At 69.3% G+C, this 23373-nt stretch carries 25 protein-coding genes; 13 read left to right on the forward strand and 12 right to left on the reverse strand.

All coding sequences use genetic code 11. The features are described from left to right. Positions 1-4 precede the first annotated feature (4 nt). A complete protein-coding gene (gene aceE, locus AABM41_06825; GenBank protein ID MEK6192022.1) occupies positions 5-2686 on the reverse strand; it encodes a pyruvate dehydrogenase (acetyl-transferring), homodimeric type in 2682 nt (893 codons plus the stop codon). Between the two features lie 38 nt (positions 2687-2724). Here aceE and AABM41_06830 point away from each other — a divergent pair, with 38 nt between their 5' ends. The 3 genes from AABM41_06830 to pgsA are packed head-to-tail and all read left to right on the forward strand — an operon-like array spanning position 2725 to position 4308. Then, positions 2725-3033, forward strand: a complete 309-nt coding sequence (locus AABM41_06830) for a hypothetical protein (protein ID MEK6192023.1) — start codon at positions 2725-2727, stop codon at positions 3031-3033. A 4-nt stretch (positions 3034-3037) separates the two neighbouring features. Next, on the forward strand, positions 3038-3685 hold the full coding sequence (gene plsY, locus AABM41_06835; protein MEK6192024.1) for a glycerol-3-phosphate 1-O-acyltransferase PlsY: 648 nt from the start codon (positions 3038-3040) through the stop codon (positions 3683-3685). Then, a complete protein-coding gene (gene pgsA, locus AABM41_06840) occupies positions 3682-4308 on the forward strand; it encodes a CDP-diacylglycerol--glycerol-3-phosphate 3-phosphatidyltransferase (protein ID MEK6192025.1) in 627 nt (208 codons plus the stop codon). Before plsY ends, pgsA begins: the two co-directional genes overlap by 4 nt. On the opposite strand, the gene AABM41_06845 is transcribed toward pgsA, so the two are convergent. The 3 genes from AABM41_06845 to AABM41_06855 are packed head-to-tail and all read right to left on the reverse strand — an operon-like array spanning position 4301 to position 6827. Next, on the reverse strand, positions 4301-5125 hold the full coding sequence (locus tag AABM41_06845) for an ABC transporter permease (GenBank protein MEK6192026.1): 825 nt from the start codon (positions 5123-5125) through the stop codon (positions 4301-4303). The genes pgsA and AABM41_06845 overlap by 8 nt on opposite strands. Before the next feature lie 2 nt (positions 5126-5127). Next, positions 5128-5895 carry an ABC transporter permease gene (locus tag AABM41_06850; protein MEK6192027.1) on the reverse strand — a complete coding sequence of 256 codons (768 nt, stop codon included), beginning with the start codon at positions 5893-5895 and terminating at the stop codon, positions 5128-5130. Then, a complete protein-coding gene (locus AABM41_06855; protein MEK6192028.1) occupies positions 5892-6827 on the reverse strand; it encodes an ABC transporter ATP-binding protein in 936 nt (311 codons plus the stop codon). Before AABM41_06855 ends, AABM41_06850 begins: the two co-directional genes overlap by 4 nt. A 446-nt stretch (positions 6828-7273) precedes the next feature. Here AABM41_06855 and AABM41_06860 point away from each other — a divergent pair, with 446 nt between their 5' ends. From AABM41_06860 to AABM41_06890, 7 genes are all read left to right on the forward strand, one after another. Next, positions 7274-7576 carry a PadR family transcriptional regulator gene (locus AABM41_06860; protein ID MEK6192029.1) on the forward strand — a complete coding sequence of 101 codons (303 nt, stop codon included), beginning with the start codon at positions 7274-7276 and terminating at the stop codon, positions 7574-7576. Further along, on the forward strand, positions 7573-8157 hold the full coding sequence (locus tag AABM41_06865) for a hypothetical protein (protein ID MEK6192030.1): 585 nt from the start codon (positions 7573-7575) through the stop codon (positions 8155-8157). Before AABM41_06860 ends, AABM41_06865 begins: the two co-directional genes overlap by 4 nt. A gap of 47 nt (positions 8158-8204) precedes the next feature. After that, entirely contained in the window at positions 8205-10403 is a 2199-nt protein-coding gene (locus AABM41_06870) for a glycine cleavage T C-terminal barrel domain-containing protein (protein ID MEK6192031.1), read from the forward strand. Beyond that, entirely contained in the window at positions 10390-10770 is a 381-nt protein-coding gene (locus AABM41_06875) for a hypothetical protein (GenBank protein ID MEK6192032.1), read from the forward strand. The genes AABM41_06870 and AABM41_06875 overlap by 14 nt, the downstream gene beginning before the upstream one ends. Beyond that, entirely contained in the window at positions 10767-11975 is a 1209-nt protein-coding gene (locus AABM41_06880) for an FAD-dependent oxidoreductase (protein ID MEK6192033.1), read from the forward strand. The genes AABM41_06875 and AABM41_06880 overlap by 4 nt, the downstream gene beginning before the upstream one ends. After that, entirely contained in the window at positions 11975-12211 is a 237-nt protein-coding gene (locus AABM41_06885) for a sarcosine oxidase subunit delta (protein MEK6192034.1), read from the forward strand. The genes AABM41_06880 and AABM41_06885 overlap by 1 nt, the downstream gene beginning before the upstream one ends. A gap of 152 nt (positions 12212-12363) precedes the next feature. After that, positions 12364-12768, forward strand: coding sequence for a hypothetical protein (locus AABM41_06890; protein MEK6192035.1), 405 nt, complete (start codon positions 12364-12366; stop codon positions 12766-12768). An 18-nt stretch (positions 12769-12786) separates the two neighbouring features. Here the strand turns inward: AABM41_06890 and AABM41_06895 are convergent, their stop codons facing one another. The 6 genes from AABM41_06895 to lipA are packed head-to-tail and all read right to left on the reverse strand — an operon-like array spanning position 12787 to position 16971. After that, on the reverse strand, positions 12787-13494 hold the full coding sequence (locus AABM41_06895; GenBank protein ID MEK6192036.1) for a metal-dependent hydrolase: 708 nt from the start codon (positions 13492-13494) through the stop codon (positions 12787-12789). 5 nt (positions 13495-13499) lie between these two features. Further along, positions 13500-13940 (reverse strand): SRPBCC family protein, encoded by a 441-nt coding sequence (locus tag AABM41_06900; protein ID MEK6192037.1) that lies wholly within the window; start codon positions 13938-13940, stop codon positions 13500-13502. 12 nt (positions 13941-13952) lie between these two features. Continuing rightward, positions 13953-14648: an MBL fold metallo-hydrolase gene (locus AABM41_06905; protein ID MEK6192038.1), complete on the reverse strand. Its 696-nt coding sequence runs from the start codon at positions 14646-14648 to the stop codon at positions 13953-13955. Further along, positions 14645-15391, reverse strand: a complete 747-nt coding sequence (gene lipB, locus AABM41_06910) for a lipoyl(octanoyl) transferase LipB (protein ID MEK6192039.1) — start codon at positions 15389-15391, stop codon at positions 14645-14647. The genes AABM41_06905 and lipB overlap by 4 nt, the downstream gene beginning before the upstream one ends. 3 nt (positions 15392-15394) lie before the next feature. Beyond that, on the reverse strand, positions 15395-15928 hold the full coding sequence (locus AABM41_06915) for a DinB family protein (protein ID MEK6192040.1): 534 nt from the start codon (positions 15926-15928) through the stop codon (positions 15395-15397). A gap of 8 nt (positions 15929-15936) precedes the next feature. Next, a complete protein-coding gene (gene lipA, locus AABM41_06920; GenBank protein MEK6192041.1) occupies positions 15937-16971 on the reverse strand; it encodes a lipoyl synthase in 1035 nt (344 codons plus the stop codon). A gap of 40 nt (positions 16972-17011) precedes the next feature. Between lipA and AABM41_06925 the strand changes: the two genes are divergently transcribed. The 3 genes from AABM41_06925 (at position 17012) to AABM41_06935 (ending at position 20658) form a co-directional block, all read left to right on the forward strand. Continuing rightward, on the forward strand, positions 17012-17749 hold the full coding sequence (locus tag AABM41_06925; protein MEK6192042.1) for a DNA alkylation repair protein: 738 nt from the start codon (positions 17012-17014) through the stop codon (positions 17747-17749). A 189-nt stretch (positions 17750-17938) separates the two neighbouring features. Then, the gene (locus AABM41_06930; protein ID MEK6192043.1) at positions 17939-19738 is read left to right on the forward strand and encodes a diguanylate cyclase; all 1800 of its coding nucleotides are present in this window, start codon (positions 17939-17941) and stop codon (positions 19736-19738) included. Continuing rightward, the gene (locus AABM41_06935) at positions 19735-20658 is read left to right on the forward strand and encodes a hypothetical protein (protein MEK6192044.1); all 924 of its coding nucleotides are present in this window, start codon (positions 19735-19737) and stop codon (positions 20656-20658) included. Before AABM41_06930 ends, AABM41_06935 begins: the two co-directional genes overlap by 4 nt. Here the strand turns inward: AABM41_06935 and AABM41_06940 are convergent. Together AABM41_06940 and AABM41_06945 are read right to left on the reverse strand one after the other, a co-directional pair. After that, a complete protein-coding gene (locus tag AABM41_06940; GenBank protein MEK6192045.1) occupies positions 20655-22364 on the reverse strand; it encodes a dihydrolipoamide acetyltransferase family protein in 1710 nt (569 codons plus the stop codon). The two genes, AABM41_06935 and AABM41_06940, sit on opposite strands and share 4 nt — an antisense overlap. A gap of 21 nt (positions 22365-22385) precedes the next feature. Then, positions 22386-23372, reverse strand: a complete 987-nt coding sequence (locus AABM41_06945) for an alpha-ketoacid dehydrogenase subunit beta (GenBank protein MEK6192046.1) — start codon at positions 23370-23372, stop codon at positions 22386-22388. Position 23373: the final 1 nt, after the last annotated feature.

Consider the following 23373-nt stretch of genomic DNA (forward strand, 5'->3'; position numbering starts at 1 on the left):
GATCTTAGGCCTGAGGCGATGCCGGATCGGGGCGCTCGGGATCAATTGCCAGGTCGCCAAGGGCGGCCTGCAGCTCGCCAACGGTGGCTTCCCCGGTTTGTTGCAGCCCGACCAGGGCGGCATACGCGATCTGCTCGGGACTGACCTCGAAATAGGTTCGGAGCGCTTCGCGCGTGTCGGACCGGCCGAATCCGTCGGTCCCGAGGACCACGTAAGGGCGGTCGATCCAGCGCGCGACCATGTCCGGGACGGCCTTCACGAAGTCGGTTGCCGCGACGATGGGCCCGGGCGCATCGGCCAGCTGGCGCACCAGGTACGGCACCTCGGCTTCCGCGCCGGGGTGCAGCCGGTTGTGGCGCTCGACCCGCAGGCAATCGGCGCGCAGCTGCTGGAACGATGTGGCGCTCCACACGGCGGCCGCCACCCCGAATCGTTCGGCCAGCAGGTCCGCGGCGCGGAGCGCCTGGTGGAGGATCGAGCCCGAACCGAGGATCTGCACCCGGCGGCCCTCGCCCGACGCCGGGCGGCATTCGTACAGCCCTCGCAGGATCCCGTCCTCGGCCCCCTCGGGGAGGGGCGGCTGGGTCCAGTTCTCGTTGTACAGGGTGATGTAGTAGAAGACGTCCTCGCCGGCGTCCCACATGCGCCGGATGCCCTCGCGGACGATGACCCCCAGCTCGTAGGCGAAGGCCGGGTCGTAGGACTGGAGGTTCGGGACGGCCAGCGCGTATAGGTGGCTCTGACCGTCGTCGTGCTGGAGGCCCTCCCCGGTGAGGGTGGTGCGACCCGCGGTGGCGCCCATCATGAAGCCCCGGCCGCGCGCGTCGCCGAAGGCCCACACCTGGTCGCCGGTGCGCTGCAGGCCGAACATGGAATAGAAGACGTAGAACGGGATCATCGGCTGGCCGTGCACCGCGTACGCGGTCCCGGCTGCGGTGAATGAGCCCATGGCCCCCGCCTCGGTGATTCCTTCCTCGAGGATCTGGCCATCGGTCGCCTCGCGGTACGAGAGGAGCAGCTGGCGGTCGACCGGGGTGTAGCGCTGGCCCAACGGGTTGTAGATCCCGAGCTCCTTGAACAGCGGGTCCATCCCAAACGTCCGGGCCTCGTCGGGAATGATCGGGACCACGCGCCGCCCAAGGCCCGGGTCGCGGACGAGGTTGCGCAGCAGCCGGCCGAAGGCCATGGTCGTGGAGGCCGGGCGATCGGCGCCGGCGAAGACGTCGACGAACACGGCATCCGCCGGAGCCGGCAGAGGCTGGGACTCCACCCGCCGCTGGGGGAGGGTGCCGCCGAGCGCGGCTCGACGCTCGAGCATGTAGCGGATCTCCGGGCTGTCCATGCCGGGGTGGTAATAGGGCGCATCGGCCAGCTGGTCGTCCGGAATCGGGAGCTGGAGCCGATCCCGGAAGATGCGCAGCTCGTCCACGGTCAGCTTCTTGGACTGGTGGGTGACATTCCGGGCCTCGATCCCAGGACCCAGGGTCCAGCCCTTGACCGTCTTGGCCAGGATCACGACCGGCGCCCCCTGGTGCTGGGTCGCGAAGTGATACGCGGCGTACAACTTGCGGTAGTCGTGGCCGCCGCGCCGTAGTGCCGCCAGCTCGGCATCGGTCTTGTCGGCCACCAGGGCGGCGAGCCGGGGATCGGGCCCGAAGAAGTGCTCGCGGACGTAGGCGCCGTCGGCCACCGACAGGGTCTGGTAGTCGCCGTCCAGGGTCTCGGTCATCTTGTTCAGGAGCGCGCCGTCGGTGTCACGCTCCAGCAGGGCATCCCACTCGCGAGACCAGATGACCTTGATGACGTGCCACCCGGCGCCACGGAACACCGACTCCAGTTCCTGGATGATCTTGCCGTTGCCCCGCACCGGGCCGTCCAGACGCTGGAGATTGCAATTCACGACGAAGATCAGGTTGTCGAGCCCCTCGCGCGCCGCGAGGCTCAGGCCGGCCAGCGACTCCGGCTCGTCCATCTCCCCGTCGCCCACGAAGCCCCAGACCCGGGTGTTGGCCGTATCGGCGATACCGCGGGCGGTCAGGTAGCGGTTGAAGCGGGCCTGATAGATGGCCGCCAGCGGGCCGAGTCCCATCGACACGGTCGGGAACTGCCAGAACTCGGGCATGGTCCGCGGGTGGGGATACGAGGGCAGCCCGCCCGCCCAGAGTGCCTCGCGCCGGAAGTGGTCGAGCTGTTCGACCGTCAGCCGGCCTTCGAGAAAGGCCCGGGCGTAGATCCCAGGCGCGGCGTGGCCCTGGAAGTAGACCAGGTCGCCGGGGCCGTCATCCCAGCCCCGGAAAAAGTGGTTGAAGCCGACCTCGTACAGGCTGGCCGCCGAGGCGTACGTCGACAGGTGTCCGCCGATGCCCTCGAACCGGGTGTTGGCCCGCAGGACCATGACCAGCGCGTTCCAGCGGATCATGCGCCGGATCCGCAGCTCCATCGCCTCGTCGCCGGGGAAGGGCGGCTCCTGCTCGGTCGAGATGGTGTTCACGTACCGGGTCTGAGTCAGGGGTGGCAGGCCGACCTGGAGCTGGCGCGCCCGCTTCAGGAGCCGGTACAGGATGAACCGGGCGCGCTCCGGCCCGGCCTGCTCGACCACCGCGTCGAGCGACTCGAGCCACTCCTCGGTCTCTGTCGGGTCCTGGTCGGGGAGCTGGTGCTTGAACTGGTCGAAGACGTCGTGCACGACGGTCGCATCCTACCGGCAGATAGACTTGAGGGCCGATGTCGCGCGCCGAACGCCGCCAGTACCAGCGCATGATGAAAGGGCAGGACCCGTACGCCCCGCCCAAGGCTGGTGGGCGGCGCCCGCCGCGCCGGTCCGGCCCACGGGCGCCGCGGGATTGGTCGTTCCATCGCGGGTTCTGGCTCAGGAGCGCGGCCGTGGCCGTTGTCGCCGGTTTGATCGGCCTGTCGGTTGTCTGGCCGTCGGGTGCCGAGCGCGCGGCGGTCGTCGGCCTGGGCGCGGCGGCGGCCACGATCGGTGTGCTGGTGATCCTCCGCCTCCTCCTGCGCCGGGCCGCTGCCCGCTGAGCCGGTGGGCCCCGCCGTTGGCCTGTTGGCCGCCATCGCTCTCGGCTACCTGCTGGGGGCCATCCCGTTCGGCGTGGTCGTCGCCCGCCTGGCCGGCGGGCAGGACCCGCGCGCCGTTGGCTCGGAACGGACTGGCGCGACCAACGCGGTCCGGGCGCTGGGGATCGGCTGGGGGGTGCTGGTGGGCCTGCTCGACCTGGCCAAGGGCCTGGTGGCCGCGGCCATCGGCGCGGGTATCGGCTGGGGGGTGGGCCTGGCGCCCGAGTGGGTGGCAGCGGGGAGCTGCGTGGCGGCCGTGACCGGCCACATCCGCTCGGTGTTCATCGGCTTTCGAGGCGGTCGGGGAGTGGCGACCGCGGCCGGAGGGTTCCTGATCCTGGTGCCCGTGGCCCTGCTGGTCGTGATCCCGATCATTGGGGTGGTGGCGGCCGTCACCCGCTACGTGTCGCTCGGCTCGATCGCGGGCGCGGCCAGCGCCCCGCTGGTGGTGGCCGGCCTGTGGCGGGTCGGCCAGGCGTCGCTGGCGGACGTGGCCTACGCCGGCGTGGTCGGCATCCTCATCATCGCGGCCCACGCCGACAACATCGCCCGCCTGCGAACGGGCACCGAGCGGCGAGTGGGGGGCGGGGCCGGCGCGGAACCGCGCACATGACCACCCGCTGGACGTTGCCCAACCTGCTCGGCCTGTTCCGGCTGGCCATCACCCCGGTCCTTGTCGCCCTCGTTCTGCTCTCGTTCCCGGGCGGCGGGCTGCTGGCTTTCGTCTTATTCGTCCCGGCAGCATTGTCCGATCTGTTCGACGGGTGGCTGGCCCGTGCCCGGGGCCAGGTGACCACGCTCGGCGTGTTCCTGGACCTGACCGCTGACAAGGTGCTCGTCACCGCCGTGCTCATCGCGCTGGCCCAGGCCGGCCTGGCCGCGGCCTGGATCGTGATCGTGATCGTGGTCCGCGAGCTTGTCGTGGCCGGGGTGCGCCAGCTGGCGGCCAACGCGCAGCTCCTCGTGGCGTCCGAAGGGCTGGGCAAGGCCAAGACGGTGGTGACCCTGGTCGCGATCGGCGCCCTGCTGATCGCCTTCGACGCCCGGACCGGCGGACCGTTGGCCACGATCGGGATCGGTCCGCTGGCCCACGTGACCGGCGGCTGGCTGCTGGTGACGGCCATGATCCTGGCCGTCATGTCCGGGATCGACTACCTGGTCAAGGCCTGGCCGATCCTGAGCGCCGAGGGCCAGACCGAGGACGACGCCGCGAAGGAAGCCCCGCGGCCTACTTGATCAGTTTGGTGGCCAGCCGCCGACGGGCGATGACCATCGCCACGCTCCCAAACACCCCCAGGTACGCGACGTGGACGAGGAGGGACCAGCCCACGACTCCGGTCGTCAGCCCACGCAGCAGCTCGACGCAGTGGTACAGAGGCGTGACCTGGACCGCCCACTGGATCGGCTCGGGGTAAATGCCGATCGGGAAGAAGGTGCCGCTGAACAGGAACATCGGCATGATGATCAGCCCGAAGGGCAGGTCGAAGTCCTGGACCGTGCGCAGGAAGGTGCTGGTCGCCAGGCCCGCGGCGCAGAAGGCCAGAGAGCAGAACAATGTGGCCGGCAGGGCCAACACCGCCCAGGGGCTGATGAGCAGGCCCATGACCCACATCACGCCGACGAACGCGACCGCGTAGATGGTGGCCCGGATCATGGCCCACATCAGCTCACCCAGCGCGATGTCGCCGATCCCCAACGGCGTCACCAGGATCGCGTCGTAGACCTTTTCGAAGTTCAGCTTGAAGAAGACGTTGAAGATGGTCTCGCTGATGGCGCCGTTCATGGTCGACTGGGCCAGCAGGGCGGGCGCTACGAACGCGGCGTAGGTAACCAGCCGGCCGTCGGACAGCTCGACGTCGCCCACGATCGTCCCCAGCCCGTAGCCTATGCCCAGCAAGTAGAACAGCGGCTCGAAGAAGCCGGAGAAGATGACCATCCAACTGTGGCGGTAGACGAGCAGGTTGCGCTGGACCAGGCGCCGCGCGCGCAGGAAGCTCCCCACCACTGCCGGGTACGGGCGCGGCGAGGGAGTGGGGCGGACGATGACGGCCATGGCTACTTCACCAGACGCCGATGCAGGAGCCGATAGGCGAGCCAGCCTGCGACCATCGTGAAGGCCACCAGGTAGGCCAGGTGGATGGGCCAGTTGGCCAGCTCGGGTGTCTGCAGAACCAGGCCCCGGATCAGGCCCACCCCGTGGTACAGGGGCGTCAGGGCGGCCACGAACTCGATCGCGTCCGGCAGCCGGTCGACGGGGAAGAACGTCCCGCTGAACAGGAACAGCGGGTTTATGACGAAGCGGAACATGGCCGCGAAGCCGCTGTCGTTCTTCTGCGTCGCCGTGAAGCCCATGATCGCCGCGAAGAATGCCAACCCGGTCAGGACGGCGGCCGGAATGCCGAGCACGGCCAGTGGAGAGGTGGGAATCCCGAACAGGGTCAACACCACCATGAACGACAGGGCCATGGTCGTCAGCCTGACCGCCATCCAGCTGATCTCCCCCAGGACCAGGTCGCGGACCGACAGTGGCGCGGCCAGCATGGCCTCGTAGTTATGCCGCCAGCTGATCTTTCCCATGATCGGGAACGTGGCCTCGAACGAGGCGGTCTGCATGCAGGCCGCCGCCAGCAGCCCCGGGCCCAGGAACTGGAGGTAGCCAACCCCGCCCAGCGCGGTGGTGTCCTGCGCCGCGATGAAGCTGCCCAGACCGACGCCCAGCGCGCCGAGATACAGGAGCGGGTTCAGGAACGAACCGAAGACGCTCCCGCGCCAGGTCCGTCGGTAGACCCAAAGGTTGCGCTGCGCGACGCGCAGGGCGGTCATTCGATCAGCGTGCGGCCGGTGAGCCGCAGGAACACGTCCTCCAGGGTGGACCGACGGACCAGAGCGGACTCGATCTGGACCTGACGCTCATGGACGCGCTCCAGTGCCTGCTCGCCATCCGCGGCATACAGCAGGATCCGGTCGGGCAACTCCTCGACCCGATCGGCCAGATCGTCCAGGCGGCCGTCCAGGGAGGCGCGGACGGCATCGGTCAGGCGCAGCTCGAGCACCTCGCGGGTGGAGTGCTGCTCGATGAGCTCCCGCGGGGAGCCCGCGGCCACGATCTTGGCGTGGTCCATGACCACCAGCCGGTCGCAGAGCTGCTCGGCCTCATCCATGTAGTGCGTCGTGATGACCAGGGTCACACCGCGGCTCTTGAGTCGGTACAGCCGATCCCAGACTAGGTGGCGGGCCTGCGGGTCGAGGCCGGTGGTCGGCTCGTCGAGTAGCAGCAGGTCGGGCTCATTGATCAGAGCCCGGGCGATGGTCAGGCGCCGCTGCATCCCGCCCGACAGCGGCTCGACCTGGTCGTTGGCGCGCTCGGTGAGCTGGACGAAGTCGAGCAGTTCTTCGGCGCGCTTGCGCGCGACCTCGCCGGGAATGTCGAAGTAGCGGGCATACATGAGGAGGTTCTCGCGGACCGTCAGCTCGGCGTCGAGATTGTTGAGCTGCGGCACGACCCCAAGGCGGGCCTTGATCCGGCTTCCTTCGCGCTGTGGATCCATGCCCAAGACGGTCAGGGTCCCGCCCGTGATCGGGCTGGTGCAGGCGATCATCCGCATGGTCGAGGTCTTGCCCGCGCCGTTGGGGCCGAGGAACCCGAACGCCTCGCCGACGTGGACGTCGAAGTCCACACCATCGACCGCGGTCAGGGCATCAAACCGCTTGGTGAGGCCCCGGGCGTGGATGAGAACATCGGTCTGGGCGGTCATGGCAGGCCGTTGATTGTACCGATGGCCACCGGGATTGACCGATGGCCTGCGGGTCGGCCTTGACATCGGCTTGGCAGCCTCCGATACTACGCGCCACGTAGTAGTTGGAGAGAGTCGTCATGCTGCAACGCTCCTGCCTATGAACCGACTGGGCTTGGCGTTCCTTCTTGGTCTTGTCCTCTTGGTCGCGGTGGTCCTGGCGTCAGCTCTTGCTGGAGCAGCGGGTGTCTGCGCGGCGACCGCTGGGGTTCCCTGTCGATACGACCCGATCTCGAACTGTGAGCGGGCTGACGGGCGGGAGCCCCGGGGCCAGGAGCGGACGGAAGTGGTCGACGGCGTGCTCTACCTCTGCGGGGACTACTAGGGGTGAGGGGGGGGGTGAACCCGGAAGCCCAGCCCTCGATCGTTTCCTAGTGGGTGGAGCCGAACATGTCGGAGCCGAGCCGATGACCGAGAACAACGGGCGTGATCCCGGGCTGCTGGTCCTTATCAGCCTGGCCGGCGGCCCCAAGCATGGGCATGCCATCTTCCTTGACGTCGCCGACTTTGCCGGCCTGCGTCTCGGGCCTGGCACGCTGTACGGCGCGTTGGCGCGCCTGGAGGAGAGTGGGCTGATCGAGTCCCTGCCGATGGACGGACGCCGCCGGCCGTACCACCTGACCCTGAGGGGTGCTGCCGCGCTCAGGGGCCGGTTGACGGGGCTGGACGCGGCTGTGCGCGTTGGCCTGCGGCGGATCGAGGCCGCATGAAGCGGCTCCTGCGGCTCTACCCCGCCGCGTGGCGGGCTCGATACGAGGAGGAGGTCGGGGACATGCTCGACGAGCTCCCGACCGATCGGTCAACGGTGCTTGACCTCGTCCGCGGCGCGTTCGCCGAGCGCGCCCGCGCCGTCTGGCGACTGATAGCCGTTACGCCGATTCCCGATGGAGGTCCCCCAATGCTCGAGCATCCGTTGCAACGCTATCCGACGAGCCTGGCACTGCTCGCCCTGCTGCTGGTCGCGCCGACGTTCCTCTTCGCCCTCGTCTCGCTGCTCGCGTACCAGATTGCGGTGCCTGGCTTGGCCGCCACGGTCGAGCCTGCGATCGAGGCGCTCACCGCGTTACGCGGGGTCGACCTGTTCCTGCTGGCCGCCCCGTTTCTCGCATCGCTGCTGGCGGTCGTTCCGCTGGTTGGCGTCGGCCTGGGTCGCGCCGACGGGGAGTTGCGTGTGACGATCAGCCTCCGGCCACGCGCCCTGAACGTGGCCGTCCTCATCCTGTGCGTGCTGGTGGGTGGGCTCCTGGTCGGCTATCTGGTCAGCGAGTTCCTGTTCGAGGCAGCCCGCTAGGTCACGAGCTCACCTTCCCCCGAAAGTGCCGGTGCTAGCCTCTCGAGGTGCGGTCCTCGCCCGGCCAGTTTCTGCTTGACGGCGCCTCACTGGCGTATGAGCCGGGTGACACGGTGGCCATCGCCGTGGTTCGAGCCGGCGCCCATCCGGGCCAGGGCGGGACCCTATGCCTGGCCGGCGATTGCGGCAACTGCGCGGCGGAAGTCGACGGGATCGCTTATGTCAGAACCTGCCTGACCCCCGCCCATGACGGCGTGGCGGTCCAGCGCCATCCGGCCAGCGGTCCGCCGCGGTGGCACGAGGATCCACGGGACGTCGAGACCCACGTGGCCCACGACGAGACCGATGTCGCGATTATCGGTGGCGGCGAGGCAGGACGGGCCGCCGCGGCACAGGCCGAGCGCGACGGGCGCCGGGTCGTGGTCCTGGACGGCGGAGCCGGGGACGAGGTGGTCGCCGTCTACGCAGGCCCCACCGTGATCGTGCGCCGCGCCGGCGGCACGTTCCATCTCCGATCCCGCGAGGTGGTGGTGGCGACCGGGACGGCCGAGATTCAGCCGGTGGGACCGGGGAGCCAGCTGGCCGGCCTGCTGACGGCGCGAGCGGCACGGCGAATGCATGAAGCTGGCGTCGACCTGGGCGTGGCGGTGGCCATCGGTCCACTCCCCAACGGCGTGCCATGCACTCCGCTCCGCGGCGAAATCGTCCGGCTCCTGGGCGAGGAGCGCGTGACCGGCGTGGTGACCGCCGACGGAGACGGCGCCGAGGTGACGACCCCGTGCGACACCGTCATCCTGGACCTGGGTCGCAGCCCGCGGGACATCCTGGCCCGCATGGCCGACGAGCTCACGGTGACTGTGGTCGGATCGGCTGCGGCGAGTTATCCGTTACCGGCACCGCCGACCGAGGGCGTGGTGTGTCCCTGTGTCGGGACCACCGTCGATGACCTCGAGGGCGTCTGGGCCCGCGGATTCCAGGAGCTGGAGCTGGTGAAGCGGGCAAGCCTGGTCGGCACCGGGACCTGTCAGGGGAGCGTGTGTTTGCCCCACGTTCGTTCCTGGATCGCCGCGCGCACGGGAGAAGCGCCGGGACCGTTCACCGCCCGCCCGGCATCGCGCCAGATCACGCTCGGCGAAGCCGCCGCGGACGTTCACCTTGACGCGTTCCGGCGCACCCCACTCCACGACGAACACATCGCGCTGGGAGCGCAGATGGATCGATTCGGCGGCTGGTGGCGGCCGTGGACCTACGGCGACCATCTGGCGGAGTACCGGGCAGTTCGCGAGGCCGTCTCGCTCGGGGACGTCTCAACCCTCGGCAAGTTCATCGTCGCCGGTCCCGATGCGGTCGAGTTCCTCCAGCGCCTTTATCCCACCGACGTCAGCACCATCCGCCCCGGCCGCAGCCGATACGCCTTGCTCCTGAACGAGCGGGGCCACGTCATCGACGACGGGATGATCTGCCGCGAGACCTACGACCGGTTCGTGCTCACCTTCACCACCGGGGGCGCCGGCAACGCCGAGATGTGGATGCGCGACTGGATCGAGACCTGGGGCCTGCGGGTCCTCCTCCTTGACCGCACCATGTCGCTGGCCGCCATCAACGTCACCGGTCCGCGGGCCTTGGAGTTGCTGGCCCGGGTCGGGCTCGCCGATCCGCCGCGGTTCCTCCAGCACACGCGCATCGAGCTGGCCGGGATGCCGTGCCACGTCATGCGCCTGAGCTTCACCGGCGAGGCGTCCTTCGAAATCCATCACCCGATCAATCGATCCGCGGACCTGTGGCGGGGCCTCATGGCAGTTGGCGAGGACCTGGGGATCAAGCCGCACGGCCTCCAGGCGCTGTTCGCTCTGCGGCTGGAGAAGGGGCACGTGATCATCGGCATGGACACGGAGCTCGACACCACCCCTCGCCGGCTGGGGATGGAGTGGGCGGTGAACTTGGACAAGCCCGAGTTCCTCGGCCGCGACGCCCTGGCCCGCACGGCCGGACTCCCCGATGAGCGTCGACTGGTGGGGCTCACCATGGACGGCACCGCTCCCACGGAGGGCAGCCCGATCTGGTCGGATGGCGACATCGTTGGGCACGTCACGTCGAGCTTCACCTCACCGATCCTTGGCCAGGCGGTGATGCTCGGCTGGCTGAAGCGCGCTCCATTCCCAACGCAGGTCGAGATCGACGGGCGTCCGGCCGTCGTGACCCGGCCCCCGTTCTATGACCCGGAGGGACTTCGTGCGCGCGCCTGAATCGCTTCTCGCGCTCCGCGTGGTCGCGTCGCCACCGGCGCTCGATGGTCTTGCCTGGCCCGATGCCGTGACGGCTCTGCGGTTGGCCCCCGACGACCTGCTCGTCATCGGCAAGGCCATGGTGGCGCTCGGCGACGAACCGGCCATCATCGAGAGCGACGTCGGGTACGCCGGATGGTGGCTGACGCCCGGTGAGTTCGCGCATACGGTTCTGCCGCACGTTGACTGGCCCCTTCCCGCGGCACGTCCAGCGCTGGCTCAGGGGCTGGTCGCCGGGGTGCCGGCCAAGATCTGGCTGACCGATGATCAAGCGCTGCTCCTGTGCGCCGCGGCCTACGCGCACGAGCTGGCCGAGCGCCTGGCATGAACGAGTTCGTCGAGACCCTGCTCGACCTGCCCTGGCACGAGCCGAAGGATTCGTACGACGTCGTGATCATAGGCGGCGGCGGCCATGGCCTGGCGACCGCCTACTACCTCGCCACCCGGCACGGCATCACCGACGTAGCCGTCGTCGAGGCCAGCTACATCGGTTCAGGCAACACCGGGCGCAACACGACCATCATCCGGGCCAACTACGGCATCGCCGAGTCGGTCCGCTTCTACCAGCACAGCCTGGAGTTGTATCGGTCGTTGGAGGAGGAGACCGGGTGCTGGATCATGCATTCCACCAAGGGGCTGCTGTGGCTGGCGCATACGGAATCGGGGCTGCGCGCCGAGCGCGCTCGCTCCCTCCTGAACCAGGCATGCGGTGCCGAAACCGTGATGGTTACGCCCGAGGAGGCGAAGCGGATCTGCCCGCAGCTCGACCTGTCGGGCGGCGGCCGCTATCCGGTCCTGGGCGCCTCGTACCATCCCGGCGCGGCGACCGCCCGCCACGACCGGGTGGTGTGGGCCTATGCCCAGGGCGCCATGCGCCGCGGGGTGGACATCCTGCAGCACACGCCGGTGACTGGTCTTCTGCGCGACGGCGGGCGGGTGGTTGGGGTCCAAACTGAGGGCGGACCGATCACCGCCGGGATCGTGATGAGCGCGGTCGGTGGGCGCGTCACGACCATCGCGGCCATGGCCGACGTCCGGCTCCCCATCCGAACCCATCCGCTGCAGGCCCTGGTCACCAACGCATATGCCCAGGGCTTGGGTCCGATCGTGAGCGACTCGGAACTGCTGTGCTACGTCTCGCAGACGGCCCGCGGCCAGATGCTGATGGGCGCCGAGTTCGACTCCCAGCCCAGTTACTCGATGGCGTCCTCGTTCGAGTTCCTGCAGAGCGTGGCCACGAAGGTGACCTCCATCCTCCCGTTCCTGCGCGACCTGCGCGTCCTGCGCCAGTGGACCGGGATCTGCGACATCTCGCCCGATTACTCGCCGATCATGGGCGCCACCGGCGTCGAGGGATTGCTCGTCACCACCGGCTGGGGGACGTGGGGCTTCAAGGCCATTCCGGCAGGCGGCGAGGCCATGGCCGAGCTCATCGCCACGAGCCAAACGCCGTCGCTGATTGCATCATTCGGCCTGGACCGATTCGCGCGGGACCATGCCATGGCCGACCAGGGATCGGCGGGGACCCGCTGATGCTGTGGATCATTTGTCCCACCTGCGGAGAGCGCCCGATCCCGGAGTTCCGGTTCGGCGGCGAGCTCCCGCACGTGCCCGATCGCATCACGGATGACGCGGAACGGAACCTCGACTGGGTCTGGATGCACGACAACGTGGACGGCGTCACCACCGAGCGCTGGTTCCACGCGGCGGGCTGCCGCCGATGGCTGACGCTCCGTCGGGATACGAGCACCGACCGGGTCGTAGCCTGATACCCATGTCCGGAAGGCCGTTTTTGCGCACGCGATTCCAAACCGCGGTCCCAGTTGCCTTCCTCGTCGCCCTTGTCTGCGGCTTGCCGGGTCCCGTTTGGGGAAGTCACGATCCCCGGCACCCGGGTCTTTGCGGACAAGGCAAGCAGTACATGTGCGGCGAGATCCTCGTCATCCTCGAGGAGTCGGCTCAATCGACTATTGAGGACGTCATCGAAGGACAGGGGGGCAATCCCACCACCGATCTGCTCTACGAGTCCCAGGCGGTTCGAGATCTGCTCGATCCGGATGGCATGCCCGACGACCAAAGTGCCGCGACGGTGTACGGCATCGCGGTGCCAGTCGGAACCGAGGAGGATGCTGCCCGCGGTTACGCGGCCGATCCAGCTGTGTACGCCGCATCGGTGAATCGCCAGACCATCGGCTTTCTGACCCTGAATAGCGCAATGAGAAGGCCTGAGCCGTGGCGTCAGCTGCTACCAGGTGTGGGTGTTGTCTTGCTGGTGCTTGCGCTCGTCTTGGCAATTCGGCGAAGGTCCCGCCCCACCCTCGGGTAGCTTGCCGGATGAGAGGACTCAGGCCTCCCAGGTCTCCCCGGGTTCGAGCGCCACGACTTCGGCGTCGGTCGCCTCGGCCAGCTCGGCCGGGGTGCCGGCCAGGATCGGGAAGGTGGCGTAGTGGACCGGGATGACGGTCCGCGCCCCGATCAGGGACACCGCCCGCGCGGCGTCGGCCGGCCCCATCGTGTAGTGGCCGCCGATCGGTAGCACCGCGATCGTCGGGGTCCACCGCTCGCGGACGAGGGCCATGTCGCCAAAGACATCGGTGTCGCCCGAGTGGTAGACATGGGTCCCGTCCTCGAAGCGGATGACCCACCCCCAGCAGCCGACCTCGCGGGTTGCTTCCGGACCGGCCCCGGTGACGGTTATGCCACCGGTGTGATCGGCGCGGACCATGGTGAAGCCGATCCCCGCCGCCTCGACCGTGCCGCCCTTGTTCATGCCGATGGCCTCAACCCCGCGCGATGCGAGGTAGATGCTCATCTCGTGCGAGCACAACACCGTCGCGCCCCCGGCGGCCAGCTCCACGACATCGGCCGCGTCGTTGCCGACGTGGTCGAAGTGGCCATGCGTGGGCGCCACCACGTCCACCCGCTCCGGGGTCCGGTAGGCGTCGGGATATGTGGGCGCGCCAGTCCATCGGTCAACCCACACCCAATTGTCGCCGGGCGACCGATACAGGATGCCCCCGTGTCCGAGCCGGGTGATCCGCAGGCGCGACACGCCGATCACCCTCCTCGTTTGGCGCGCGCGAGCTGTGCCTGGAATCGGGGGATCGCCCGGTCCACCAGCCGGGCGTAGAACCAGGCGAAGGTCCGACCCAGCACGGAGCGTCTGCCGCCATCCTCGGAAACAGTCCAGGTCATCTGCGTCCGGTCCCCGTCTGCCGCGAATCGGTGGTCGTACCGGATCCTCAGCCACAGCACGTTGCCGACCCACTCCCACCCGGCGCCTTCGTCGTACCGCGAGATCTGGAAGCGGCTCCGGCCGATGGGTCGGAAGGAAAGACTGCCCGTGCTGGCTGGGCCGATCAGTCCGGGCGGGACCACGTTCACGTGCCGGATATGCGGTGCCCAGCGTGGCCAAGCGGCGACATCGGCAAATGCATGCCACGCGCTGGCGAGGGGCGCCTCGACCGTGAAATCGCGGCGCAGCAGCTCGGTGGCCACGCGCCGAGTCTATCAGCCAGGGATGAGTCGACCGGATTGGGCCACGCGCTCCATCCAGTGGGCCTCCCGGAGGATCGTTGTCTCCGGGCCGTGGCCCGGCAGGATGCGGACATCGGGCGGAATGTCGTGCAGGAGTCTTGTGAGCGAGGCGACCATCTGATCATCGTTCCCGCCCGGCAGATCGGTCCGGCCGAAGGAGCCGCGAAACAGGACGTCGCCCCCCAACAGCAGGCCGCGATCGGCCTCGTAGAGGCAGACCGAGCCTTCGGTATGGCCGGGTGTGTGCAGCACGCGGAATTGGAGGGCACCGATTTCCAGGCGGTCTCCTTCGCGGAGCTCCTGCTCGGCGACGCTGGCTTCGACCTCTAGGCCGTAGATGTTCTCTCCGCTGAGCCGATACGCATCGTCGGGATGGATGCCCAGCGGCGCGCCGCTCGCTCGTTTCAGGGCTGCGTTGTCAAAGATGTGGTCGATGTGCCCATGGCTGTTGGCAATGAGGTGGATGTTCAGACCGATGTCCGCCGCTCGCGCCGTAAGCGCGGCGGCGGCGCCCATTCCCGGGTCGATCACCAGCGCATTGTCCGAACGTCCGTCCCAGATCAGGTACGCGTTCGTCTCCCACGGCCCGAAGGCGCCGACCTCGATCCTGACCGCGTGCTCGGGATCGCCCGCCGTGCTGCCGCGCTCGACGACGACCTCGTCGGTCATCGGCGCAGGCCGAATACCTCGGCGAGGTGATCGGCGAGCCCCTCCGCGACCTCCGCCATGGCGGGAGGCTCGCCCCGTTCACGGGCCAGCGAGGTGACTTCAATGTCGCGCAGGCCGCACGGGATCATCTCGTCGAACCACGCCAGGTCGGTGCTGACGTTGAGGGCCAGGCCATGGGTCGTGACTCCGCGCTTCACGCGCACCCCGACGGCGGCAAGCTTTCGAACACCCTTCACCCAGACTCCGGGCAGTCCTTCGATGCGAGTGGCGCCCACGCCGAAGTCGGCCGCGGTGGCGATGATCGCCTCCTCCAGGGTCCGCACGTAGCGCCGGAGGTCGAGCGGGTCGAGCAGCTCGACGATGGGGTAGGCCACCAGCTGCCCGGGTCCATGGAACGTGATGTCCCCGCCCCGGTCGATGCGGACCAGCTCCGCGCCCAGCGCCGCCAAACGCTCCGTTGTGGCCAGGAGGTTCCGTTCGTCGCCGCCGCGGCCGATGGTGTAGACCGGGTCGTGCTCGAGCAGCAGGACGCGGTCACCGATCTCGCGCCGGCGGCGCCGATCGGCCAGCTCATTCTGCAGGTCCCAGGTGGGCCGGTACGGGACGCGGCCCAACCACTCGACGGTCAGCTCCCCGCCGTGACCCAGCAGCAACGGCCGATTGTCGTCGACTGCCGCTGATCGGCGGCGGACCGGCTCCAACTCCTCCGCCGGTGGACGGCTGATGTCGCGCAACTGGACCATGCGTCAGACCGTCGCCGTGCCGTGGCCGCCCCGGAGCCCGCGCAAGGCCTCGACCATCCCCAGGTGGCGGTTGACGTGCGCGAGGTGTCGGGTCAACGAGTCCGCCAGCGGGGCCCGCTTGCCGAGAAGGTCGTCGCCGAGCACCAGGATTGTCTCGTCGTCGAGCGCTCCAACCGCTTGCTCGAGGTCGTTGAAGGCTCCTCGCAGGTACGTTGTCAGCTGATCACGCCTTGGGAACGGAAGCGCTGCGGCCTCGTCGTCAGGCAGCAGCATCCCGGTGTCGCCCTGGCCCTGCGCCGCCGGGAAGCCCCACTTGGCCGTCAGCCCCTCGCGCACCCACCGTTGCGGGGCGCCGCCGACGGTTTCCGCCCAGCGATCGGCCCATCGGCCGGTGTGCCACAGGTGGAACGCGATCGGTGGTGAGGTGGGGCCGGCACGCCATGAAAGGTCGTCATCGGTGCACGTCTCTGCGGCGTCGAGGAGCTGGCGATGCGTGATCGCAAGCCGTCCCGCGAAGATTTCGACGTGCTTCCGCATCGGTCAGCTCAGACGGCGGCCGCCAGGTCGCCGCCCGGAACCTGCTCGGCGGCGTGGTAGCTGGATCGCACCAGCGGCCCGGACTGGACGTGAGCGAATCCCATGTCCAACCCGATCCGGCGCAGCGCCATGAACTCCGCCGGGGTGTAGTACTTGACCAGCGGCAAATGGGACCGGCTGGGGCGCAGGTATTGGCCGATGGTCAGCACGTCGATCCGGGCCTCGTGCAGAAGGCCCATCGCCTGGGTGACCTCGTCCCACGTTTCTCCGAGGCCAACCATGAGCCCGGTCTTGGTGGTCATCTGATGACCGATGTCGGCCGCCAGCTGGCGGCCGGTCGTGAGCACCCCCACGCTGCGATCCCATTTGGCCCGCCGGCGGACCGGTCGTTGCAGGCGCGGGACCGTCTCGACGTTGTGGTTCAGGATCTCGGGCTGGGCCTCGACCACGGTCCGGATGTCCGCCTCGCGACCGTTGAGGTCGGAAATGAGGACCTCGATGCTGGTACCGGGGGACGCCAGCCGAGTCTGGCGCACGGTCTCGGCCACGATCCCCGCCCCGCCATCGGGCAGGTCGTCGCGGGCGACCATGGTGATGACCGCATGTCGCAGGCCCATGCGTCGCGCTGCCTCCGCCACCCGACGCGGCTCATCGAGGTCCGTCTCGGGCGGGCGTCCGGTCTCGATGGCGCAGAACCCGCAGTTCCGGGTGCAGACGCTACCCAGCACCATGAACGTGGCGGTGCCCAGCGTCCAGCACTCCCCCTGGTTCGGGCAGCGGGCCTCCTCGCATACGGTATGGAGCGCCTCGTCCCGCAGCAGCCGGCGCAGGCCGGCGTACGTCTCCCCGGCGCCGAGGCGGACCTTGAGCCACTCTGGCCGCCGGCCACCGGGGCCCGCATTCTCGGGGAGCGCCTCACCGGGGCCGGGGAGGCCGCCGTCCAGGTCTGGGCCACCGGGGTACATGACCGCCGACGGGCCGGCGTGACCGGCGGGCTGGCCCAGGACCGACAGCTCGCCCAGTTCCGAGAAATCGCGAGACATGGGTGCCAGTCTAGCGAAGGCGGACGATAGACTCGACGGCGTGGCCATCGACGCTGCCGCCGTGGCGGCTGAGATCGAATCTGCGTTGCGCGTGATCGGGACCCCAGAGCGTGCGGAATCCGAGAAGCGCTACCTGAAGAGCGATCTCGCGTTTCTGGGGACCACGGTGTGGCAGATCCGGGCCGCGGTGAAAGAGGCCCGCCGTGGGCAGGTCCTCGACCACGACCGGCTGGTCGAGCTGGTAACGGTGCTGTGGGCGACGCCGGTCCACGAGCGGCGGATGGCCGCGGTCATGCTCCTCGACGTACATCCCAAGCTGCTGAACGCCGCCGACCTGCCCCTGATAGAACGCCTCATCCGTGAGTCCCGCACCTGGGCGTACGTTGACGCGCTGGCGGGCGACGTCGCAGGCGGCATCCTGACCGCGGACCCCAGCGTGGAGGCCACACTTGATCGATGGGCCGCCGATGCCGACTTCTGGGTCCGCCGCTCGTCACTGCTGGCAGAGCTGCGCCCGCTCCGCGCGGGAGATGACCTCGGCCCGTTCCTCCGCCGCGCCGACGCCATGCTGGACGAGAAGGAGTTCTTCATCCGCAAGGCCATCGGCTGGGTCCTGCGCGAAGTGGGCAAGCGCCGTCCGACCGACGTGGCGACCTGGCTGGCGCCTCGGACAAACCGGGCATCAGGCGTGACCATGCGCGAGGCCGTGCGCTACCTCGCGCCGGGCGATGCGGAACGCCTCATGGCTGCCTATCGGGACCACCGCCCGGCCGACTAGGCTGACCTCGGCCAGGTACAAAAGTCCTAACGAGTACTGGGCGTCCCGGCGGCCCGCTGCACCGCGTGTCCCCGCTCTCCAGCCGGGGGCCGAAATATCCTATCGACCCGAGATCAGCCCTCGCCTACGGTCCTCGATATGTGGCACCCGCGCCTGCCCGACCGCCGAGCGGGGCCCCAGCGTCGACCGATGCTGCTGGCCCTCGTCTACGGCGTCTTCCTGGTGCTCGTCGGCGTCACCGCCACCGCCCTGGTGACCGTCACCGGCACCCACCTGTCGAGTGCGACGGTCAATGCTGCGGTGGGCCGTGATCGGGCGTTGGTCGCGCTGTTCGTCAACGGCAACATCAGCCAGGAAGACGTGGACAGCGATGGACCGACCCGGGCATCGGCTGCCGCGCTCGAGGCCAAGCTGGCGACCCTCATTGCCGCGGACGAGATCCTCCGGATCGACCTGCGCGCGACCGACGGCACCATCCTGGCCAGCACGGCGGCCGGCGTGCGCGGCGACAAGCCAACCGTATCGGCCTCCATGCAATTGGCGCTCAGTGGACAGCCGGCGGTGAACGTCCTCGCTGGCGACGAAGCCACGGACGCCGGTTCTGCCGGGTTCGGCGCCGAGCAGGTGGTCCAGGAGTACCTGCCGCTCAAGTCGGACGCCGGCGAGCCCCTCGCCGTGATCGCGATGTGGCGAGACGCCGCTCCGCTGATGGCCAGCCTCGAGGCCGCGCGCCGAGACATCGTGCTCGTGACCCTGGGCGCGGCGCTGGTCCTCGCGTTGATCCTGTTCGGCGTCTTCCGTGCCGCGCAGAGGCGGATCACCCGCCAACAGGCGGAGCTGATCGACGCCGAGCGGCGTGACCCATTGACTGGTCTGTTGAATCACGGCGCGGTGGTCAACCTCCTGGCCGAGGCAGTGGAGGCGGCCCGGGCAGGCGCCGGCCGGTTCGGCGTGGCGCTGATCGACATCGACAACTTCCGGCTCTTCAACGACACCCACGGCCACGAGGCGGCCGACGAGGTCCTGCTGCGAGTGGCTGACCTCGTCGAATCCGAGGCGGGAGCAGACGATGCGGTCGCCCGCTATGGCCCGGACGAGTTCCTCCTCGTCCTGCCCGGCGCCGCCAGCGCCGAGGTCGAGGCCGCCGTGAACCGAATCCGATCGGCGCTGGCGGAGGTCAGCGTGCAGTTCGGTGACTCGGAGCAGCTTCCGGTCACCATCAGCGCCGGGGTATGCCTGTACCCGAACCATGCCGATTCGGTGACGGAGCTCCTGTCCGCGGTGGCGGTGGCCGTCGGGGAAGCCCGGACCGGTGGTGGCGATGCGGTCTGCGTTGCGTCGATCAGCGACGAGCAGGAGAAGATCGTGTCGGGCAGTTTCGACGTGCTGCAGGGCCTGATCATCGCGGTCGACTCCAAGGACCGATACACCAAGCGTCACTCCGAGGACGTGGCCCGATATGCCGTCTTCCTCGCCGGCCAGCTGGGCCTCGATCCTGACCTGCGGCGCACGATCCAGCTCGCGGGTCTGCTTCACGACGTCGGCAAGATTGGCATTCCCGATCACCTTCTCCGCAAGCCCAGCCGGCTGACCGCGGACGAGGTGCACATCTTCCAGCAGCACGTCGCCCTGGGCGACGCCATCGTCCGGGACATTCCGAACGTCGACCTGGTTCGTGCCGGGATCCGGCACCACCACGAGCGCTGGGATGGCCGTGGCTATCTCGAGGGCCTGGAGGGCGATGCGATCCCGGTTATCGGGCGCATCCTGGCCGTGGCCGATGCGTTCTCGGCCATGACCACCACCCGCCCGTATCGCAAGGCGCTGCCGGTCGAGGAGGCGCTGAAGCGTCTGGGCGATGCCGCGGGCCGGCAGCTCGAAGAGGAGCTCGTGGTCGCCTTCATCAAGGGGATGGAGACGGCGCCGGACGCGCCGTTGCCGGCCGACCGAACGCCCGGTATCTGGCGTCCCGCCCTGTGGATGTCGTGAGCGTGCGTCGGGGGGTCCTGGCCGCGCTCGCGGTCGTCAGCCTGACTGTCGGCTCCGCTGGCGGCGTCCGGGCGGCGAGCCTGTGGACGCTCACGGCTACGCCACTGGTCGCCACCGCCGGCCAGTCCACGACCTTCCACATGCTGGCCGCCAACCTGGTCGGGCCTCCCGCCGGGTGCGTCAACGTTGAGATTCCCAGCAGCTTCGTGATCCAATCCGCCGGCAACGTGGTTGCGTCGGACGGGTCAACCTGGGTCGCCGCGATCGTGGGGACGTGGGTCGAGGTCACCTCCGTATCGGGGATCGACTTCCTCGATCCCCTGGAGTCAGTGAGCTTCGACATCCAGCTGCTGCCCACCCAGGCGGGCACATGGAACTGGAACAACCACGTGCATGTTCCTCAGCAGTGCACGGGCACGGCCTACAACGGGCTGCCGGTCACCGTCGTGGTCGCGCCGGCGATCGTGCCGACGCTGCCGCCGGTCCCGACCCCGATCCCGACGCTGCCGCCGGTCCCGACCCCGATCCCGACGCTGCCGCCACTCCCGACGCCCACTCCACGGCCCGACTCGACGCCCAGCCCGGGGCCTGTGTCGACGCCTCGTCCAAGCCTTGCGCCCCAGCCAGGTGCGGCTGCGGGTCCATCTGCCCCAACCGATGGCGCGGTCCCGGTTGGGGCCATCGCGGACGTGGGCGCCAATGAAACCGGGATTGGCCTCGGCGCCGATGTGCTCGCCTTGCTGGATGCGCCGCTGGTCTTGTTCGTACCCGGCGCCGTGGTGGGCGTGCCGGGGCTCCTCGTCCTGCTGTGGGTTGCCCTGCAGGCGGTCGGCGCCCTGGCCTGGATCCCCGCCGTGCGGCGGATGAGCGGGGAACCGCTCGCCGCGCGCCGGCGACGGAGGCGACCAGCCCAGACTTAGGCCAGCGAGGTCTCCGTGTCCCAGCCCTCGAGGCGCTTGCGCACGTCGGTCAGGAAGTAGCCCACCTGGGCCCCGTCCAGGACCCGGTGATCGAACGAGCAAGTCATGTTCATCAAGTGCCGGACCGCGATGACGTCCGCGCCGTCGACCTCGATGACCCGCGGCCGTTTGACGATGGCCTCCATGGACAGGATGGCGACCTCGGGCGCATTGATGATCGGCATGGATGAGACCGATCCGAACCAACCAGTGTTGTTGACGGTGAACGTCCCGCCCTGGATCTCATCCAGCTTGAGCCGATTCGCGCGGGCGCGCGCCGCCAGGTCCTGGACGCGGCGGTTGACCCCGCTGACGGAAAGCTGGTCGGCATCCTGGATGACCGGCACCACCAGCCCGTTTTCGACAGCGACCGCAATTCCGATGTTGGTCCGATGCTTGAGGATGATCCGATCCCCGGCGAACTGGCTGTTCAAGGTCGGATGCTGGCGAAGGGCTTCGGTGACGGCTTTGACCACCACGGCGACGTAGCTGATGCCGATCGCCTCGCGCGCCTTGTAGGCCTCGTTGTTCGCCTCCCGCCACCGGACGACGTTGGTCATGTCGACCTCAACCACGGTGTACGCGTGGGGGACGGTCTGCTTGACCTGGGTCATCTTGGCCGCGATGGCCTTCCGCATCTGGCTCATCGGCCACTCGACGTCGCCGCTGGTCGGGGCCGGAATCGGCTCTGGTGCGGGAGCGGCGGGTGCCGGGGCAGGGGCAGGGGCAGGAGCAGATGAGGGAGCGGGCGGCGCAACGGCAGCTGGCGCGGGTGGCGGCGCTGGTGCCGCTGGTGCCTCGGGCATGGGTGCAGGTGCCGGCTCCGACGGCGTCGCCTGGGGCGGTTGTGCAGCCTCAGGAGTCGGAGTCGGCTCAGGGACCGGCGCTGACGGGGCGGCCTGCTGGGCGGCCACGAAGGCCAGAACGTCGTCGCGCGTCACGCGGCCACCCGCCCCCGTGCCCGAAATCTGGGTGACGTCCAGGTCGTGCTCGCGCACCAGGCGACGAACGGCGGGCGTCATCCGCATGGCGGCGTCACCAGGGACGGTGTCAGCAGACTCCACCGCCGATTCCGCGGGCTGGGGTTCTGCCGCGGGCTCGGGTTCTGCCGCGGGCTGGGGTTCTGCCGTGGCCTCGGGAGCTGGTGTCGCCACGGCCTCCGCCGGGGCTTCGGCGACCGCCGGCTCCGGCTCCTCTGCGGCCTCCGCAACCGGCTCAGGCTCTGCGGCAACGGTCTCAGACTCGGCCGCAATCGGCTCCGGTTCCGCTGGGGCTTCGGCGACCGCCGGCGCCGGCTCAGCCGCGGGTTCGGCCTCGGCAGCTGGTTCCGCCTCTGCCTCGGGCGGATCCTCCTGCTCGACCGCGGCGATCGGTGCCGGCGTTTGGGCCGTCGCGTCAACCGCCCCGTCAGCCGCTGCGGGGGCTTCGCCATCCTCGGCGATCTCGGCCAGCGGCGTTCCCACCTTTACCGTCTCACCGTCGGGGACCAGGATGCTGGTCACCACCCCGCCGACCTCGGCCGGGACCTCGGCATTGACCTTGTCGGTCACGACCTCGAACAGCGGGTCGTATTGCGCGACCGAGTCGCCCACTTTGACCAGCCAGCGCTCGATGGTGCCCTCGGTCACCGACTCGCCGAGCTGGGGCATCTTGATCGTGGTCGACATCGGTGCAGAAGACTAGCCGATTCAGTAGGCGGCCAGCGTCCGGGCCGCCTCGACGATGCGCTCCGGGTTGACCATGAACCACTCCTCGAGGTCGTGGTGGTACGGCACGGCAGGCACCTCTGGCCCGGCCAGGCGGGTCACCGGCGCGTCCAGGTGCTCGAAGCCCTGCTCGGCGATGATCGCCGCCACCTCGCCCCCGAAGCCCCCGAATTGGTTTGCCTCGTGCACCACCAGGGCCCGCCCGGTGCGCTCCACGGAGGCCAGCACCGTCTTCGTGTCCAGCGGCCGCAGCGTCCGGAGGTCGACCACCTCGGCCTCCACTCCCTCACCGGCCAGCGTCTCGGCCGCCTCGAGGGCGCAGAAGCGCATGTAGCCGTAGCAGAAGATCGACAGGTCCGACCCGGGCCGCACGACCGCCGCCGGTCCGATGGGGACCAGCCCGTCGCCGTCATCGGGCACCTCGGCCTTGAACAGGCGATACGTCTTCTTGTGCTCGAAGAACATGACCGGATCGGGGTCGCGGATGGCGGCCTTGAGGAGCCCGTAGGCATCGGCCGGGGTGCCCGGCGCGACCACCTTCAGGCCCACCGTCGCCGTGAAGTAGGACTCGTTCGACTGGCTGTGGTACAGCGCCCCGTGGACCCCGCCGCCGTACGGCATGCGGATGACCATCGGTACCCCAAACGCACCGTTCGAACGGAATCGCATTCGCGCGATCTCGCTCACGATCTGGTTGAAGCCGGGATACACGAAGTCGGCGAACTGCATTTCGGCAATGGGCCGCAGGCCGTACAGGGCGGCCCCCATGGCGGCGCCCGCGATCAGGCCCTCGCTGACCGGGGTGTCGAGGACGCGCCTGTCCCCGTACTTGGCCCACAGGCCCTCGGTGGCTCCAAAGACGCCACCCTTGCGGCCCACGTCCTCGCCCAGGACCATGACCCGCTCGTCGGCAGCCAGCTCCTCGTCCATCGCCCGCCGGATGGCCTCCAGGATGTTCAGCTCGGCCATG

Source organism: Chloroflexota bacterium (genome assembly GCA_038040195.1).
In the GTDB taxonomy this organism is placed as follows: domain Bacteria; phylum Chloroflexota; class Limnocylindria; order QHBO01; family QHBO01; genus DASTEQ01.

Coding starts and splice junctions, on each gene's coding strand:
- AABM41_06885 (MEK6192034.1), top strand. CDS start 11,975: ATGCTGTGGATCATTTGTCCCACCTGCGGAGAGCGCCCGATCCCGGAG.
- AABM41_06865 (MEK6192030.1), top strand. CDS start 7,573: ATGAAGCGGCTCCTGCGGCTCTACCCCGCCGCGTGGCGGGCTCGATAC.
- AABM41_06855 (MEK6192028.1), bottom strand. CDS start 6,827: ATGACCGCCCAGACCGATGTTCTCATCCACGCCCGGGGCCTCACCAAG.
- AABM41_06945 (MEK6192046.1), bottom strand. CDS start 23,372: ATGGCCGAGCTGAACATCCTGGAGGCCATCCGGCGGGCGATGGACGAG.
- AABM41_06915 (MEK6192040.1), bottom strand. CDS start 15,928: ATGCGGAAGCACGTCGAAATCTTCGCGGGACGGCTTGCGATCACGCAT.
- AABM41_06930 (MEK6192043.1), top strand. CDS start 17,939: ATGCTGCTGGCCCTCGTCTACGGCGTCTTCCTGGTGCTCGTCGGCGTC.
- AABM41_06830 (MEK6192023.1), top strand. CDS start 2,725: ATGTCGCGCGCCGAACGCCGCCAGTACCAGCGCATGATGAAAGGGCAG.
- AABM41_06905 (MEK6192038.1), bottom strand. CDS start 14,648: ATGACCGACGAGGTCGTCGTCGAGCGCGGCAGCACGGCGGGCGATCCC.
- AABM41_06860 (MEK6192029.1), top strand. CDS start 7,274: ATGACCGAGAACAACGGGCGTGATCCCGGGCTGCTGGTCCTTATCAGC.
- AABM41_06890 (MEK6192035.1), top strand. CDS start 12,364: ATGTGCGGCGAGATCCTCGTCATCCTCGAGGAGTCGGCTCAATCGACT.
- AABM41_06845 (MEK6192026.1), bottom strand. CDS start 5,125: ATGGCCGTCATCGTCCGCCCCACTCCCTCGCCGCGCCCGTACCCGGCA.
- AABM41_06880 (MEK6192033.1), top strand. CDS start 10,767: ATGAACGAGTTCGTCGAGACCCTGCTCGACCTGCCCTGGCACGAGCCG.
- AABM41_06850 (MEK6192027.1), bottom strand. CDS start 5,895: ATGACCGCCCTGCGCGTCGCGCAGCGCAACCTTTGGGTCTACCGACGG.
- pgsA (MEK6192025.1), top strand. CDS start 3,682: ATGACCACCCGCTGGACGTTGCCCAACCTGCTCGGCCTGTTCCGGCTG.
- AABM41_06940 (MEK6192045.1), bottom strand. CDS start 22,364: ATGTCGACCACGATCAAGATGCCCCAGCTCGGCGAGTCGGTGACCGAG.
- lipA (MEK6192041.1), bottom strand. CDS start 16,971: ATGTCTCGCGATTTCTCGGAACTGGGCGAGCTGTCGGTCCTGGGCCAG.
- lipB (MEK6192039.1), bottom strand. CDS start 15,391: ATGGTCCAGTTGCGCGACATCAGCCGTCCACCGGCGGAGGAGTTGGAG.